The organism is Burkholderia sp. Se-20373, from assembly GCF_017104705.1.
Classification (GTDB): domain Bacteria; phylum Pseudomonadota; class Gammaproteobacteria; order Burkholderiales; family Burkholderiaceae; genus Burkholderia.
Genome location: NZ_JAAGPH010000003.1, coordinates 19,131 through 33,637, shown reverse-complemented (window position 1 = coordinate 33,637; position 14,507 = coordinate 19,131). Strand labels below are relative to the sequence as shown.

14 protein-coding genes are annotated in these 14,507 nt (G+C 67.4%); 8 read left to right on the top strand and 6 right to left on the bottom strand.

Going from position 1 to position 14,507, the window contains the following annotated elements:
• Positions 1 to 5: 5 nt before the first annotated feature.
• On the bottom strand, positions 6 to 1,775 hold the full coding sequence (locus G3N96_RS01530) for a YadA family autotransporter adhesin (RefSeq protein ID WP_206135990.1): 1,770 nt from the start codon (positions 1,773 to 1,775) through the stop codon (positions 6 to 8).
• A gap of 417 nt (positions 1,776 to 2,192) precedes the next feature.
• Positions 2,193 to 3,041, bottom strand: a complete 849-nt coding sequence (locus tag G3N96_RS01525) for a helix-turn-helix transcriptional regulator (protein WP_206135989.1) — start codon at positions 3,039 to 3,041, stop codon at positions 2,193 to 2,195.
• A gap of 196 nt (positions 3,042 to 3,237) precedes the next feature.
• On the opposite strand from G3N96_RS01525, the gene G3N96_RS01520 reads away from it, so the two are divergent.
• On the top strand, positions 3,238 to 4,200 hold the full coding sequence (locus G3N96_RS01520; RefSeq protein ID WP_089496144.1) for a DUF2167 domain-containing protein: 963 nt from the start codon (positions 3,238 to 3,240) through the stop codon (positions 4,198 to 4,200).
• Entirely contained in the window at positions 4,197 to 4,922 is a 726-nt protein-coding gene (locus G3N96_RS01515; protein ID WP_124584762.1) for a site-2 protease family protein, read from the top strand. Before G3N96_RS01520 ends, G3N96_RS01515 begins: the two co-directional genes overlap by 4 nt.
• A 78-nt stretch (positions 4,923 to 5,000) precedes the next feature.
• Here the strand turns inward: G3N96_RS01515 and G3N96_RS01510 are convergent, their stop codons facing one another.
• Positions 5,001 to 6,380 carry an MFS transporter gene (locus tag G3N96_RS01510; protein ID WP_175240053.1) on the bottom strand — a complete coding sequence of 460 codons (1,380 nt, stop codon included), beginning with the start codon at positions 6,378 to 6,380 and terminating at the stop codon, positions 5,001 to 5,003.
• 247 nt (positions 6,381 to 6,627) lie between these two features.
• On the opposite strand from G3N96_RS01510, the gene G3N96_RS01505 reads away from it, so the two are divergent.
• Positions 6,628 to 8,205: an aldehyde dehydrogenase (NADP(+)) gene (locus G3N96_RS01505; protein ID WP_206135988.1), complete on the top strand. Its 1,578-nt coding sequence runs from the start codon at positions 6,628 to 6,630 to the stop codon at positions 8,203 to 8,205.
• 146 nt (positions 8,206 to 8,351) lie between these two features.
• On the opposite strand, the gene G3N96_RS01500 is transcribed toward G3N96_RS01505, so the two are convergent.
• Together G3N96_RS01500 and G3N96_RS01495 are read right to left on the bottom strand one after the other, a co-directional pair.
• A complete protein-coding gene (locus G3N96_RS01500) occupies positions 8,352 to 8,723 on the bottom strand; it encodes a type II toxin-antitoxin system VapC family toxin (RefSeq protein ID WP_206135987.1) in 372 nt (123 codons plus the stop codon).
• Positions 8,720 to 8,917 (bottom strand): type II toxin-antitoxin system VapB family antitoxin, encoded by a 198-nt coding sequence (locus G3N96_RS01495; protein ID WP_011353944.1) that lies wholly within the window; start codon positions 8,915 to 8,917, stop codon positions 8,720 to 8,722. The genes G3N96_RS01500 and G3N96_RS01495 overlap by 4 nt, the downstream gene beginning before the upstream one ends.
• Positions 8,918 to 9,199: 282 nt before the next feature.
• Here G3N96_RS01495 and G3N96_RS01490 point away from each other — a divergent pair, with 282 nt between their 5' ends.
• Entirely contained in the window at positions 9,200 to 9,754 is a 555-nt protein-coding gene (locus tag G3N96_RS01490; RefSeq protein ID WP_206135986.1) for a hypothetical protein, read from the top strand.
• A 114-nt stretch (positions 9,755 to 9,868) separates the two neighbouring features.
• Here G3N96_RS01490 and kdgD read toward each other — a convergent pair whose 3' ends face one another.
• Positions 9,869 to 10,783, bottom strand: coding sequence for a 5-dehydro-4-deoxyglucarate dehydratase (gene kdgD / locus G3N96_RS01485; RefSeq protein WP_011546881.1), 915 nt, complete (start codon positions 10,781 to 10,783; stop codon positions 9,869 to 9,871).
• Between the two features lie 229 nt (positions 10,784 to 11,012).
• Here kdgD and garD point away from each other — a divergent pair, with 229 nt between their 5' ends.
• The 4 genes from garD (at position 11,013) to G3N96_RS01465 (ending at position 14,402) form a co-directional block, all read left to right on the top strand.
• Positions 11,013 to 12,566: a galactarate dehydratase gene (gene garD, locus G3N96_RS01480; protein WP_046546146.1), complete on the top strand. Its 1,554-nt coding sequence runs from the start codon at positions 11,013 to 11,015 to the stop codon at positions 12,564 to 12,566.
• A 269-nt stretch (positions 12,567 to 12,835) separates the two neighbouring features.
• On the top strand, positions 12,836 to 13,237 hold the full coding sequence (locus G3N96_RS01475; protein ID WP_206135985.1) for a nuclear transport factor 2 family protein: 402 nt from the start codon (positions 12,836 to 12,838) through the stop codon (positions 13,235 to 13,237).
• Between the two features lie 78 nt (positions 13,238 to 13,315).
• Positions 13,316 to 13,771 (top strand): RbsD/FucU family protein, encoded by a 456-nt coding sequence (locus G3N96_RS01470; RefSeq protein ID WP_089441574.1) that lies wholly within the window; start codon positions 13,316 to 13,318, stop codon positions 13,769 to 13,771.
• 193 nt (positions 13,772 to 13,964) lie between these two features.
• Positions 13,965 to 14,402 (top strand): DoxX family protein, encoded by a 438-nt coding sequence (locus G3N96_RS01465; RefSeq protein WP_089496154.1) that lies wholly within the window; start codon positions 13,965 to 13,967, stop codon positions 14,400 to 14,402.
• Positions 14,403 to 14,507 lie beyond the last annotated feature (105 nt).

The window sequence follows — 14,507 nt, the reverse complement described above, 5'->3', positions numbered from 1 at the left end:
GTCGATTACCAGCGATAGCCGACGCCCGCACCCGCGCCGAACGAGCCATGGCCCGACACGGCGGTCGTCACCGAGCCCTTGACCAGCCATTTCGTCGTCGCGAAGGAAAGACCGACCGCCATCGCGCTTTGACCGCCGTACGTGCCGCCGCCGAGCGCGACGACCTTCTCGCCGGGCAGCACGGCTTGCGGCATGTTGGCCATCGCGATCGCGCTCGCGGTGCCCGCATCCGCGTCCTTGCGGTACTTCGACATTTCCTCGCGGACCGAGTTGATCGCGCCGTTCAGCTGGCGCACGTTCACGCCGTCCGTCGGTGCCGTGCCGTCGGCCACGTTGGTCAACTGACGCTCGGCGCCCGGTGCACCGATCGACACCGTGTTGTCGCGCGACGCGACCGAATTCGCACCCAACGCGACTGCATTGTTTGCCGGTGCCTGACTGTTCGCGCCGATCGCCGTCGAATTGTTGCCGGAGACATTCGAGCCGGATCCGATCGCGGTGCCGTTCGTCCCCGTGACTTTCGAGTTCGTGCCGGTTGCCGTACCGTTCGTCGCGGTGACGGTCGCGTTCGTGCCGGTTGCCGTGCCGTTCGCTGCGGTGACGGTCGCGTTCACGCCGATCCCCGTGCCGTTGTCGCCCGACACATTGGCGCCGTTGCCGAGCGCCGTGCCGTTTGTCGCACTGACCGACGTGTTCTTGCCGATCGCGGTGCCCGTGCTGTCCGTCACCGTGCCGCTCGGGACGCTCGAAGAAATCTTGCCGACGGTGTTCGTCAGCGTGGCCAGATTATTCGTCAGCGTGGACACCTGGCTGGCGATCGAGAAGAGCTGCGAGCCGTTGACCGCGTCCGTGCTGGTCGAGCTGATGGCGCCGGCCGCGACGTTGACGATCTGGCGCTCGGCGCCCGCGCTGCCCACGCTGACCACGCCGACCGGCGTACCCGCGAAACCGCTGTAGCCGACGCCGTTCAGCGTCACGCTGCTGACGGTGGTCGCCGCACGCGTGGCCGAGTTCGCACCCAGCGCCACGGAATTCGCGTTGGCCGCGTTCGCCCCTTCGCCGATCGCGACGGCATTCACCGCGGATGCCGTTGCACGGGCGATCGCGACGCTGCCGGTCGCGGATGCCGAGCTGTCGACGCCGAGCGCGACCGCATCGGCTGCGCCGGCGTTGGCCTGGAAGCCGAGCGCCGTGCCGCCGGCCGCGCTGCTGCCTTTGCCGATCGCCGTCGAAAAGGTCGTGCTGGCGCTGGCGCCCTGGCCGACCGCCGTCGACTGATCCACGGCGAACGCGCCCTGACCGAATGCGGATGCCGTGGCGCCGTTCGCGACGGCGCCGTTACCGACTGCCGTCGCCTGGGTACCGACCGCGCTCGCGACTGCCCCCATCGCCGTCGCCTGGTCGCCGGTTGCGACAGCATTGCCGCCGACAGCCGTTGCGAGCGTGCCGGTCGCGGCCGCCATGCGGCCGATCGCGACGGTTTCGCTGTAGGCGCCGGTCGACGAGCCCGAATTCGCGGCGGCCGCCGTACCGATCGCCACGTTGTCGCAGCCCGTTGCCGTGGCCGGATAAGTGCTGCTTCCAGAGATGGCGATGTTGCCGACACAGCCGCCCGACGATTCGGTCGACGTCCCGTTCTGCACGTAGTCGGCCCGCGCCGGCGCGGAAGCCGCGAAGGCGACGACCGCTGCACTGACGGCGATGGCCAGCGCCGCTTTCGACTTTGCCGGCGCGCGCTGCGCCGGGTTCCCCAACCCTCGATGTTGCTTGTTCATGTTCTTCCTAGGCTCGATATGGAAATTGTGTTGCGGCTGGCGTGTCCCTCTCACGATTTCCCGATCGCATTGCATGGATGCTTTCTTGACCGAAGCCGTTGTTCGAGTACGATCCAATTGAAAAGATGTACTAAACAAATTTGACATTCGATGAAATGAATCCGAGGGGAAACGGCGCAGGTGCGGCTGCCTGGCTTGACGTGTTCCGGCACGCTCGCGCGTTCCGGATCGGCAACCTGAGATGCGACGACGCATTCTGATCGGCCGCGCCGGCGCCCAGGTTTGCCGTAGCGGTCGATCTCTATGTTTCGGGGGAAATTCGTCTGGGGAAATGCGCCGGCTACCGGTTGGCAGCGGCCGGCGGTGCGAAAGCCGGCGTTCGAGCGCCGGCTTCCGTCACGTGTCGTTGCGCACGCGCTATTCCCCCGGCAACGCGTCCGCCAGCGCCCGCATCGCCTCCACCGTCTCCGGGTTGGCCGGGAAGAACGCCTCGATCGCGAGTTCAGACAGCGTCACGTCGACCGGCGTGCCGAACACCGTCGTCGTGCTGAAGAACGTCAGTTCGCCGGCTGCCGTGCGCAGCCGCAGCGGCACGGCGATCTCCGCGAAGTCGGTGCGCGCATGCGTGTCGTCGGGCTGGCCGGCCGGCGCCGGATACGCGGCGAGTTCGTCGCGCAGCGTGTGCAGCGTGCGGTCGCCGCTCGCATCGATCTGCCGCTGCAACCGATGCAGGATGTGCGCGCGCCATTCGTGCCAGTTGACGATCTGCGACGCGAGCCCGTCCGGATGCAGGCTCAGCCGCAGCACGTTGACGGGCGGCTGCAGCAGCGCCGGGTCGGCCTGCGCGACCAGCGCGCCGAGCATCCGGTTCGCGGCGAGCAGCGTCCAGTGGCGATCGACGGCGACCGCCGGATAAGGCTCGTGGCCGCGCAACACGGCTTCGACCGCATGGCGCGCGGCATCCAGTTGCGGATCCGAAAACGGCCGTTCGCGGAACAGCGGCGCGAAGCCGGCCGCGACGAGCAGCGCATTGCGGTCGCGCAGCGGCACGTCGAGACGCTCGGCGAGATGCAGCACCATCTCGCGGCTCGGCTGCGCGCGGCCAGATTCGACGAAGCTCAGGTGGCGCGCGGAGACTTCCGCGTCGAGCGCGAGCGCCATCTGGCTCAGGCGCCGGCGTTGCCGCCACGTGCGCAGCAGCGGGCCGATGCCGGGCGCGCGGCCGGCGGACGGGGAGGGCGAATGGAGGGCGGCGGTCGGGTTCATGTGGCAGATGATAGGCAATCCCGCGCAGCTTGGGCATTACCTCGGACGTAAGCATCGCGCCGTTCACCGGGCGTGTCGTTGCGCTGCGTTACCATAGCTCCCGTGCCAACTGAGAGACGACGCCGGACCCGCGATTGAAAACGCCTGGGCCGGTGCCGTGCATATTTGCGACAAGGCATTCCAGGGGAATCCAACAATGAAAAAACTTGCCGTCCGGCTCGCCTGCGTGGCGACGCTCGCATTCGCCGCGACCACCGGCCACGCGCAGACCGAAGCTGCGCAGGTGGAAATGAGGGCCGCCGCCGCGGCCGCCAACGACGCGGTCGTGAAGGGCCCGACCGACATCGACGTGAAACACGAAGCCGTGCTGAAGCTGAAAGCCGGCGAATCGTTCGTGCCGGCCGCCGAAGCCGGCCGCTACCTGCGCTCGATGGGCAACTCGATCGACGAATCCAAGCTGGTCGGCCTCGTGCTGCCCGACGATCCCGATGCCGACTGGATTTCGGTCGTGTCGTTCGAGCCGAGCGGCTATATCCGCGACGACGACGCGAAGGACTGGAAGCCCGACGAGCTGTTGAAGAGCCTGCAATCCGGCACCGAGGAAGACAACCCGGGGCGCAAGGAACGCGGCCTGCCGGAGACCGAGGTGGTCGGCTGGGCGAAGGCGCCCGCGTACGACGCAGCCACGCACCGGCTCGTGTGGTCCGCGATCATCCGCGACAAGGGCGCGGCCCCGAACGCCGAGAACGACGGCGTGAACTACCGGACGCTCGTGCTCGGCCGTGACGGCTACCTGTCGCTGACGATGGCGTCGACGCTTGCCGACCTGCCGAAATACAAGGCGTCGGCCGACGAGCTGCTGTCGAACATCCGCTTCAACGACGGCAAGCGCTATGCCGATTTCAACAAATCGACCGACCACGTCGCCGAATACGGCCTCGCGGCGTTGATCGTCGGTGTCGGCGCGAAGAAACTCGGCCTGCTCGCGCTGATCGGCGCGTTCGCGGTGAAGTTCTTCAAGATCGGCGCGGTCGCGCTGCTGGCCGGTGGTGCGGCATTGAAGCGCTTCTTCGGGCGCAAGCCGAAGGCGGCCGCGGTGCCGGCCGTCGCCGAGGCATCCAGCGTGTCTGACGTGTCCGGCACGGAGCGCAAGGAATGACGAAGCTGTTGCTGCTGATCTTCGGCGGCCTCAAGCTCGGCAAGGTGCTCGTTTCGGCGGGCACCATGCTGGCGTCGATTGCGGTCTACGCGTTGTTCTACGGCTGGCGGTTCGCCGCCGGTTTCGTGGCGCTGCTGCTGGTGCACGAGGCCGGCCACTACATCGCCGCGCAGCGGCGCGGGCTCGACGTCGGGCTGCCGACCTTCATCCCGTTCGTCGGTGCATGGATCCAGCTGAAGGAGATGCCGCACGACGCGGAAACCGAGGCGTACGTCGGGCTTGCCGGGCCGTTCGTCGGCACGCTCGGCGCGCTGGCCTGCTACGCGGCCGCGCGCCACACCGACAGCAACCTGCTGCTCGCGCTGTCGTACACGGGCTTCTTCCTGAACCTGTTCAACATGATTCCGCTGTCGCCGTTCGACGGCGGGCGGATCACCGCGGTGCTGTCGCCGCGCATCTGGTTCGCGGGCGTGCCGGTGCTGATCGCGCTGTTCGTGTACCGCCCGAGCCCGCTGCTGATCGTGATGGCGATCCTCGCGCTGCCGCAGCTGAAGCGCGCGTGGCGCTACGATCCCGACGCGCCGGAGAACCGCATGTACTACGCGACGTCGATCGAGACGAAGACGACGTACGCGCTCTGCTACGTGGGCCTGCTCGCGTTCCTCGCGCTGATGACGTCCGGCGTGCACGACATGCTGCGCGTCGCGCATTCGTCGATCTGACGGCCGGTACCTGAGGTCGAATGCAACAACGGCGGCCGTTTTCATGCGGCCGCCGTTGTCTTGTCTTGAAGCCGAACGTCAGGTGTCGCGATGACGCAGTTCGACGCGTTTGATGTCCTTCACGATCACGAGATAGCTGAACACCGTGACGAGCGCGTTCAGCCCGACGAACACGAGCGCACCGTTGAACGAGCCGCTCGCGCCGACGAGGTAGCCGATCGCGATCGGCGCGACGATGCCGGCCGTGTTGCCGAACATGTTGAACAGGCTGCCCGACAGGCCGATCGCTTCCTTCGGCGCGGTATCCGCGACCACGGCCCAGCCGAGCGAGCCGATCCCCTTGCCGAAGAACGACACGGCCATCAGCACGATCACCAGGACTTCGCTGTCGACGTAGTTGCAGCCGATGATGACCATCGACAGCGCCATCCCGCCGACGATCGGAATCTTGCGCGCGAGCGTGAGCGACACGCCGCGGCGGATCAGCCCGTCCGACAGCATCCCGCCGAGCACGCCGCCGAGGAACCCGCAGATCGCGGGCAGCGACGTCATGAAGCCGGCCTTCAGCAGCGACATGCCGCGCGCCTGCACGAGATAGATCGGGAACCACGTGAGGAAGAAGTAGGTGAGCACATTCACGCAGTACTGGCCAAGGTACACGCCGATCAGCATCCGGTTCGACAGCAGCTGGCGCACGTAGTACCAGCCGGCCACGCGGCTGCTTTCCGAGCGCGCGCCGTTGCCGCTGCGTGCGGCGGCGCGCACGAGGCCGCCGCCTTGCTCGATGTGCTCGAGTTCCGCGCGGTTCACGGCCGGATGGTCGGCCGGATCTTTCATGACCCGCAGCCACAGGAACGCGAGCGCGATGCCGGCGAGGCCGAGCCACAGGTACACCTGGTGCCAGCCGTACGCATGCGTGAGCCACGCCATCAGCGGCGAGAACACCACGGCCGCGAAGTACTGCGCGGCGTTGAAGATCGCCGACGCGGTGCCGCGTTCGGCGGTCGGGAACCAGCTCGCGACCACTTTCGCGTTCGCCGGAAAGGCGGGGGCTTCGGCGATGCCGACCGCGAAGCGCATCGCGAACAGCGCGGCGACCGCGAACGCGGCGCTGCCGCCGAGGCCGATCGTGCTCTGCAGCAGCGTGAACGCCGACCACAGGAAGATGCTGGCCGCATACACGCGCCGCGCGCCGAAGCGGTCGAGCAGCCAGCCGCTCGGCAGTTGCGCGAGCACGTACGCCCAGCTGAACGCCGAGAAGATGTAGCCCATCGTCACCGGATCGATGCCGAACGCCTTGCGGATCGGCGTGCCGGTGATCGACAGCGTCGCGCGGTCCGCATAGTTGAGCGTCGTGACGACGAACAGCATCGCCAGGATCCAGTAGCGCACGGCGGTCCGGCGCGCGGTGCGCGCGAGGTCGAGCGGAAGCTCGCGAGAAGGGGTTTGATTTGGCATTTTAATGTATGTCGTCGTATGACTTGGCGACAGTTTATGGGCAATAATCAGACGCAGAAACCTCGGGTTTTCCCTCTGGATGGTGACGTGAAGGCGTAAAAATCCCAGATATTGGCGCGTGAAATAAGGGTTTCGTGCGTTTCGGAGCCGGCCCGGCACCTGACGTGAATATTGATGTTCGGTGGGCGGACATCATATCTGTTGAGCTACAATGAACGACCTATTCCCGAACCACGGAGCACACCCCATGCAACTGACTGGAGAGATGCTGATCGGCGCCGAAGCGGTCGCCGGCTCGGCAGGTACCTTGCGCGCGTTCGACCCGTCGAAGGGCGCGCCGATCGACGCGCCGGCATTCGGCGTTGCGGCGCAGGCCGACGTCGAGCGCGCATGCGAACTCGCACGCGATGCGTTCGACGCGTACCGCGCGCAGCCGCTCGCGGCCCGTGCGGCGTTTCTCGACGCGATCGCGGATGAAATCGTCGCGCTCGGCGACGTGCTGATCGAGCGCGCGCACGCGGAAACGGGCCTGCCCATCGCGCGGCTGCAGGGCGAGCGCGGCCGCACCGTCGGCCAGCTCCGGCTGTTCGCGCGCGTCGTGCGCGACGGGCGCTTCCTCGCCGCGTCGATCGATCCCGCACAGCCGGCGCGCACGCCGCTGCCGCGTTCGGACCTGCGGCTGCAGAAGGTCGGGCTCGGGCCCGTCGTCGTGTTCGGTGCAAGCAATTTCCCGCTCGCATTCTCGGTGGCCGGCGGCGATACGGCATCGGCGCTCGCGGCCGGCTGCCCGGTGATCGTGAAGGCGCACGAGGCGCACCTCGGCACGTCCGAGCTGGTGGGCCGCGCGATCCGCGCCGCCGTCGCGAAAACCGGCATGCCGGCGGGCGTGTTCTCGCTGCTGGTCGGCCCCGGCCGCGTGATCGGCGCGGCGCTCGTCGGCCATCCGGCGGTTCAGGCGGTCGGCTTCACGGGGTCGCGGCAGGGCGGGATGGCACTCGTGCAACTCGCGAACGCCCGCCCGCAGCCGATTCCCGTCTACGCGGAAATGAGCAGCATCAACCCCGTCGTGCTGTTTCCGGCGGCGCTCGCTGCGCGCGGCGACGCGATCGCGACGGGCTTCGTCGATTCGCTGACGCTGGGCGTCGGCCAGTTCTGTACCAACCCGGGCCTCGTGCTCGCGATCGACGGCCCCGATCTCGACCGCTTCGAAACCGTCGCCGCGCAGGCGCTCGCGAAGAAGCCGGCCGGCGTGATGCTCACGCGCGGCATCGCCGATGCGTATCGCAACGGCCGCGGCAAGCTGGCCGAACTGCCGGGCGTGCGCGAGATCGGCGCGGGCGAGGCGCCGCAGACCGACTGCCAGGCTGGCGGCGCGCTGTACGAAGTCGGTGCGCAGGCGTTCCTCGCCGAGCCGGCGTTCAGCCACGAGGTGTTCGGGCCGGCGTCGCTGATCGTGCGTTGCCGCGATCTCGACGAAGTCGCGCGCGTGCTCGAAGCGCTCGAAGGCCAGCTGACGGCCACGCTGCAGATGGATGCCGACGACAAGCCGCTCGCGCGCCGGTTGCTGCCGGTCCTCGAACGCAAGGCGGGCCGCTTGCTGGTCAACGGCTACCCGACCGGCGTCGAGGTGTGCGACGCGATGGTGCACGGCGGGCCGTTTCCGGCCACGTCGAATCCGGCCGTCACGTCGGTCGGCGCAACGGCGATCGAGCGTTTCCTGCGGCCCGTGTGCTACCAGGATTTCCCGGACGATCTGCTGCCGGAAGGGTTGCAGGAAAGCAATCCGCTCGCGATTCCGCGGCTGCGGGACGGGAAGGCGGAGTGATGACGCACCTCGATTGACGGAGCGTTCGATTGCGACCGGTGAGCCTGGGTGCTTGCGGGTTGCAACAAACGAAAAGGCGGAAGTGGCCGGTGAGCCGCTTCCGCCTTTTTTGCATGGCAGGTTGGGGTGGTGCCGATCTCGCCGCGTCAGTGGGCGGGATGCGCAGCGAGCCCCAGGCGGTCTGCTGCGCTCAGCAGGCGCCGGTCGCGTGTCCACAGCTTGCTGCCATCGGTCAGTCGGACCGAGGCGAGCAGGTGCGCATCGACGTAGCCGATGCCGAGCCCGTGAAGCGGCACGACATCGACCAGGCGCTGAACTTCATCGTCAGTTGCCGAGGTGGCGACGGGCAGATCGCGCAGCGCATCCAGTACGGTCTGGCGATCTCGCAGGCTGCCGAGCGCGAGTTCGCCGATCACGAAAGGATGGATCAGTACCCGGTCGGTTTCCAGTAGCGCTGTGAGCGTGACGTCACCGGCGCGAAGATGGTCGATCCAGACGGAGGTGTCGACAAGAATCATGCTGGGTCCGACGGGCGGCGCGGGATGGATTCGAGATCAGGCTCGGTGCCGCCGAGTCGGGCGAGCCGACGGGCGCTTTCGCGGGCGATCAACGCGCGCAGCGCCTCTTTCACCAAGGCTGATTTTTCGGTCACGCCGGTCAATTGCTGCGCTTTGGCAAGCAGGGCGTCGTCAAGGGACAAGGTCGTGCGCATGGTGCGCCTCCGGAAAGGATCGAGGCATCAATTATCGCATCAACTGATGCTGATGGTGATGCATGTGCCAGAGGGTGTAATGAATCTGGATCGTGCCGAGGGGACATGGAGGGGGCCGCTGGCCGGGGCGAGCGCCGGCGCCGTCGTGTGGGCAAAAACGGTCGTTGATCTTGCCGGCTTTCCCGTCGCCCGCTTTTCTCCTACAGTACCGAAGCCCCGGGTCGACCGACCCGCACGGCGAAACCTGAGAGATCCAGAAAAAGACCAAGAGGGAACGGCATCATGAACATCAGCAAACGTGGCGACCACCTGTTCGCGGCCGGGTTGTGGAAAGCGGTCGGCGACGTCGCGAAATCGGTGCGCACGCAGGTCGGGGACTATAGCGAAGGCCGCGTGCTGGCCAATGCGCTGTTCGAACTGCAGCGCGACCTGGGCGGCAGCGAATTCGACGTGACGATCAACCAGGGGCGGCCCGTGACGGATTCCGATCCGCATTCGCTCCGCTTCGGTCGGGCCGTGAGGCGGTTCAGGCTGGACATGGAGGCGCTGGTGTTCGCGCTGAAGCACCGCCGCAGTATCGATGAGCGCGATCCGGGCCTGCGCACCGACGCGCTGACGCAGGCCAACAGCCAGCTGGCGACCGCGAAGCAGTACGCGATGCTCACGGTCGGTCGGTTCTTCGACGCAGTCGTCGATCCCGACGTGCTCGACCAGATGCTCGCCGGCGATCCGAACACGCGTGCGCGGCGCTCGGCCACCGGCGCGGAGATCGCCGCGACCCGGCTCAGGCTGGGCAGCCTGCGCTACCGGATCGTCGGCACCATTTCGCAGATGTGACGAAAACGGCCGGCCCGCGAAGCGCGGGCCGGCCGTCGAAAAGAGCAAGCGGGGCCGAACGCGCGGCGCCGCGCCGGCACGCGCCGAAGCGTGTGCCGGTTGACTGCCGGCCGCTTATTGCGGCCCCATCTTCTTGATCAGCACGTCGAGCTCCGCCGCTTCTTCATCGGTGAGATCGACGAGCGGCGCACGTACCGGGCCTGCGTCATGGCCGACGAGCTTCGCGCCCGCCTTCACGATGCTGACCGCATAGCCCGCGCGGCGATTGCGGATCTTCAGGTACGGCAGGAAGAATTCGTCGATCAGGCGGCCGACCGTGGCGTGGTCGTCCTTCGCGATCGCTTCGTAGAATGCCATCGCCGTCTTCGGGATGAAGTTGAACACGGCCGACGAATACACCGGCACGCCGAGCGCCTTGTACGCGGCCGCATAGACTTCGGCCGTCGGCAGGCCGCCGAGGTACGCGAACCGGTCGCCGAGGCGGCGGCGGATCGTCACCATGCTTTCGATTTCGCCGACTCCGTCCTTGAAGCCGATCAGGTTCGGGCAACGATCGGCGAGGCGCTCGAGCATGTCGGCGTTCAGCTTCGAATTCGCGCGGTTGTACACCACGACACCGATCTTCAGCGCACGGCACACCTGCTCGACGTGGTCGGCGATCCCTTCCTGGCTGGCTTCGGTCAGGTAATGCGGCATCAGCAGCACGCCGCTCGCGCCGAGGCGCTCGGCCTCCTGCGCATATTCGATCGCGACGCGCGTCGCGCCGCCCGCGCCGGCGAGGATCGGCACCTTGCCCTTGCAGGTTTCCGTCGCGACACGGATCACGTCCGAGTACTCGCGCTGCGTGAGCGAGAAGAATTCACCGGTGCCGCCGGCCGCGAACAGCGCGCTCGCACCGTACGGCGCGAGCCATTCCAGGCGCTCGGCATAGGTGGACGGGCGGAAGCTGCCGTCGGCGTCGAAATCCGTCAGCGGAAACGACAGCAGGCCGTGGGAAATGATCTGTTTGAGTTCTTGCGGTGAGGTCATGGTTGGGTCGTCCGTCTAGCGCGAGTGCTGGGTTCGTCGGGAACGGCATACGAGCCACATTGGCGATGTCGTTGTATGTCATCGTACAACGATGGGGAGGGGGGCGCAAGCGATTTGCGGGGCGGTAAATAGTAGGGTCTTTCCGGATAAGGGTTTACGCAGCATCGCCGATCTTGGTTGAATGTCGTATGATGACTAACGATATGGCCGATAGCCTCCAGGAATTCCGATGACTGCTTCCCCGCTCTATATCCGTGTGCATCCGGACGACAACGTCGCGATCGTCGTCAACGACGGCGGCTTGCCCGAGGGCGCGACGTTCGCCGATGGGCTGACGTTGCGCGAAGGCGTGCCGCAGGGGCACAAGGTCGCGCTGGTCGACCTCGCGGCCGGCGACCCGATCGTCCGCTACAACGTGGTGATTGGCTATGCGCTGGTCGAGCTGCGCCGCGGCAGCTGGGTCAACGAGCGCACGATGCGCATGCCCGAGCCGCCGGGGCTCGACGACCTGCCGCTCGCAACGCGCGCCGCGCCGCCGCTGCCGCCGCTCGAAGGCTATACGTTCGAGGGCTTCCGCAATGCCGACGGCTCGGTCGGCACCCGCAACATCCTCGCGATCACGACGACGGTGCAGTGCGTGTCGGGTGTCGTCGAGCACGCGGTGAAGCGGATCAAGGCCGAGCTGCTGCCGCGCTACCCGAACGTCGACGACGTGGTCGGGCTCGAGCACACGTACGGCTGCGGCGTGGCGATCGACGCGCCCGACGCCGACATCCCGATCCGCACGCTGCGCAACATCAGCCTGAATCCGAACTTCGGCGGCGAGGTGATGACCGTGAGCCTCGGCTGCGAGAAGCTCCAGCCCGAGCGCCTGCTGCCGCCCGGCACGATTCCGGTCGCGGCCGACGGTGCGACCGACAACGGCGGCGTGGTGTGCCTGCAGGACGCCGCGCACGTCGGCTTCAACTCGATGATCGACTCGATCATGAAGATGGCCGAATCGCATCTCGAGCGGCTCAATCGCCGCCGCCGCGAGACGTGCCCGGCATCGGATCTCGTCGTTGGCGTGCAGTGCGGCGGCAGCGATGCGTTCTCGGGGCTCACCGCGAACCCGGCCGTCGGCTTCGCGGCCGACCTGCTGGTGCGCGCGGGCGCGACGATCATGTTCTCCGAGGTGACGGAAGTGCGCGATGGGGTCGCGCAGCTCACGTCGCGCGCGGCGAACGAGGACGTGGCGCGCGAGATCATCCGCGAGATGGACTGGTACGACCGTTACCTGCAGCGCGGCCGCGTCGACCGCAGCGCGAACACGACGCCCGGCAACAAGAAGGGTGGCCTGTCGAACATCGTCGAGAAGGCGATGGGCTCGATCGTGAAGTCGGGCAGCGCGCCGATCGCCGGCGTCGTGCGTCCCGGCGATCGCGCGAAGCAGAAGGGGCTGCTGTACGCGGCGACGCCCGCGAGCGATTTCATCTGCGGCACGCTGCAGCTCGCGGCCGGGATGAACCTGCATATTTTCACGACCGGCCGCGGCACGCCATACGGTCTCGCGCAGGTGCCGGTGATCAAGGTCGCGACGCGCAGCGACCTCGCGCGCCGCTGGCACGACCTGATGGATCTCGACGCGGGGCAGATCGCGACCGGCGCGGCCACGATCGAGGACACCGGCTGGGCACTGTTCCGGCTGATGCTCGACGTCGCGAGCGGCAAGCGCCGCACGTGGGCCGAGCAATGGAAGCTCGCGAATGCGCTGACGCTGTTCAATCCGGCGCCGGTGACCTGACGCGCGCGGCCGTTGCCGCCGGACGAAGCGGGCGCCCGTTTCCATTTCGGTGGAGCACGTGTCGGCTGGATGTCCATGATGAGGAGAGCTGATGCATGGCGGGCCGCGTCCGGCGTGCGGAGCAGCCATCGATTCGAAGCGACCGGTGCGATTTCCTTACCTCGTACGTAATCGACCGCCCGCGCGCGGCCGGCGACGATGTCTGCACGCGAACACGCAACACGCCACGTTCGCGACATCGTCGTCTCATCGACCCAAGGAGCCTCGCCATGAGCACCGCCCAATCCGCCTCGTCCGCGTTGTCCGTTCACGCCGACCTGATCGACCGCTACATCGACGCCTGGAACGAACCCGACGTCGCGCGCCGCCGTGCGCTGATCGATGCGACCTACGCGAGCGACGCGGCCTATCGCGATCCGCTGATGACCGGCGACGGCCACGCGGGCATCGACGCGATGATCGCGGCCGTGCAGGCGCGCTTCCCTGCGTTCCGCTTCCGCCGCACGACCGACGTCGACGGGTTCGGCCAGCACCTGCGGTTCTCGTGGGCGCTCGTATCGCCCGACGGCGCCGCGATCGTGAAGGGCTCGGACTTCGGCACCGTCGACGCATCGGGCCGCCTCGCGTCGGTCACGGGTTTCATCGACGAAATGCCGGCCGCGGCGTCGTGACCCGAGCGACGCATGCGCAGTGTCCACCGGGATCGGGTAACGTTATGCGTTCGTTCCTGATCCCGGAGACTAGCCGACATGCTGAAGAATCTCGACCCGCTGCTGCACGCCGACATCCTGCACACGCTGCGCGCGATGGGCCACGGTGATGAAATCGCGATCTGCGACGCAAACTTCCCGGCGGAATCCGTCGCGGAGCACACGGTGGTCGGCCGCGCGTTGCGGATCGACGGTGCCGATTCGGCACGCGTCGTGCGCGCGGTGCTGTCCGTGCTGCCGCTCGACACGTACGTCGACACCCCCGCGTGGCGGATGGAAGTCGTCGGTGACGCGGCCGCGGTGCCGCCCGTACAGCGCGAAGTGCAGGCCGAGATCGATCGCGCCGAAGGGCGCTCGGTGCCGCTCACGGGCATCGAGCGGTTCGCGTTCTACGAGCGCGCGCAGCAGACGTACGCGGTGATCGTCACCGGCGAGCTGCGCGGCTACGGCTGCTTCATCTTCAAGAAGGGCGTGTTGTTGAGCGACGCGGGCTAAACGCCTTTTCATCCCGCCGCCATCGGGCCGCGCGGCGGCCGCCGTGTAAAGATTTGCTACAACCTTTTTCTTGGACACGGCCGAAACTCTGTCTATGCTGGCCCATTTGCCGCGGGCCCCGCAGGGTCGCGCGGCGCCGAGTTGTCCGGGTGTGCTCCGGGCGGCCGGCCGAATTGCATACGAGGAGAGAGGCATGACGCGTTCCGTCGATTCCGGCGTCATTTTTTTCGCGCGCCTGGCGCTGGCGGCGTTGTTCCTGTGGGGCGGCGTGATGAAGCTGCTCGGCTACGGCGATTTCATCGGCTACCTGCATGGTCTGAACGTGCCGTATCCGCAGGTGATCGGGCCGATCGTCGTCGCGATCGAGGGGCTTGGCGGGCTGCTGCTGATCGTCGGCTACAAGGTGAAACCGCTCGCCCTGCTGATGGCGTTCTACACGGTCGCGACCGCGATGGTCGGGCACAATTTCTGGGACGCGACGGACGCCGCGGTCCAGCATGACATGGTGATCCATTTCTGGAAGAACATCGCGATCGCCGGCGGTTTCCTGCTGCTGTACGTCACCGGCGCCGGCGGCGCGAGCATCGACGGCCTGCGTCGGCCGAGCACGACGTACGGCAGCCTGCGCTGATCGCACATCCTCGCGCCGTTGCCGTTGCGCTGAAGCAAAACAAAAGGGCCGAATCCCGCGGGATTCGGCCCTTTGTTCATGGAGCGCGTGCGTTCGGTCATTCGA

Excerpts from the sequence above, each read along its gene's own strand:
- G3N96_RS01530 (WP_206135990.1), bottom strand. The coding sequence starts at position 1,775 with ATGAACAAGCAACATCGAGGGTTGGGGAACCCGGCGCAGCGCGCGCCG.
- G3N96_RS01525 (WP_206135989.1), bottom strand. The coding sequence starts at position 3,041 with ATGAACCCGACCGCCGCCCTCCATTCGCCCTCCCCGTCCGCCGGCCGC.
- G3N96_RS01520 (WP_089496144.1), top strand. The coding sequence starts at position 3,238 with ATGAAAAAACTTGCCGTCCGGCTCGCCTGCGTGGCGACGCTCGCATTC.
- G3N96_RS01515 (WP_124584762.1), top strand. The coding sequence starts at position 4,197 with ATGACGAAGCTGTTGCTGCTGATCTTCGGCGGCCTCAAGCTCGGCAAG.
- G3N96_RS01510 (WP_175240053.1), bottom strand. The coding sequence starts at position 6,380 with ATGCCAAATCAAACCCCTTCTCGCGAGCTTCCGCTCGACCTCGCGCGC.
- G3N96_RS01505 (WP_206135988.1), top strand. The coding sequence starts at position 6,628 with ATGCAACTGACTGGAGAGATGCTGATCGGCGCCGAAGCGGTCGCCGGC.
- G3N96_RS01500 (WP_206135987.1), bottom strand. The coding sequence starts at position 8,723 with ATGATTCTTGTCGACACCTCCGTCTGGATCGACCATCTTCGCGCCGGT.
- G3N96_RS01495 (WP_011353944.1), bottom strand. The coding sequence starts at position 8,917 with ATGCGCACGACCTTGTCCCTTGACGACGCCCTGCTTGCCAAAGCGCAG.
- G3N96_RS01490 (WP_206135986.1), top strand. The coding sequence starts at position 9,200 with ATGAACATCAGCAAACGTGGCGACCACCTGTTCGCGGCCGGGTTGTGG.
- kdgD (WP_011546881.1), bottom strand. The coding sequence starts at position 10,783 with ATGACCTCACCGCAAGAACTCAAACAGATCATTTCCCACGGCCTGCTG.
- garD (WP_046546146.1), top strand. The coding sequence starts at position 11,013 with ATGACTGCTTCCCCGCTCTATATCCGTGTGCATCCGGACGACAACGTC.
- G3N96_RS01475 (WP_206135985.1), top strand. The coding sequence starts at position 12,836 with ATGAGCACCGCCCAATCCGCCTCGTCCGCGTTGTCCGTTCACGCCGAC.
- G3N96_RS01470 (WP_089441574.1), top strand. The coding sequence starts at position 13,316 with ATGCTGAAGAATCTCGACCCGCTGCTGCACGCCGACATCCTGCACACG.
- G3N96_RS01465 (WP_089496154.1), top strand. The coding sequence starts at position 13,965 with ATGACGCGTTCCGTCGATTCCGGCGTCATTTTTTTCGCGCGCCTGGCG.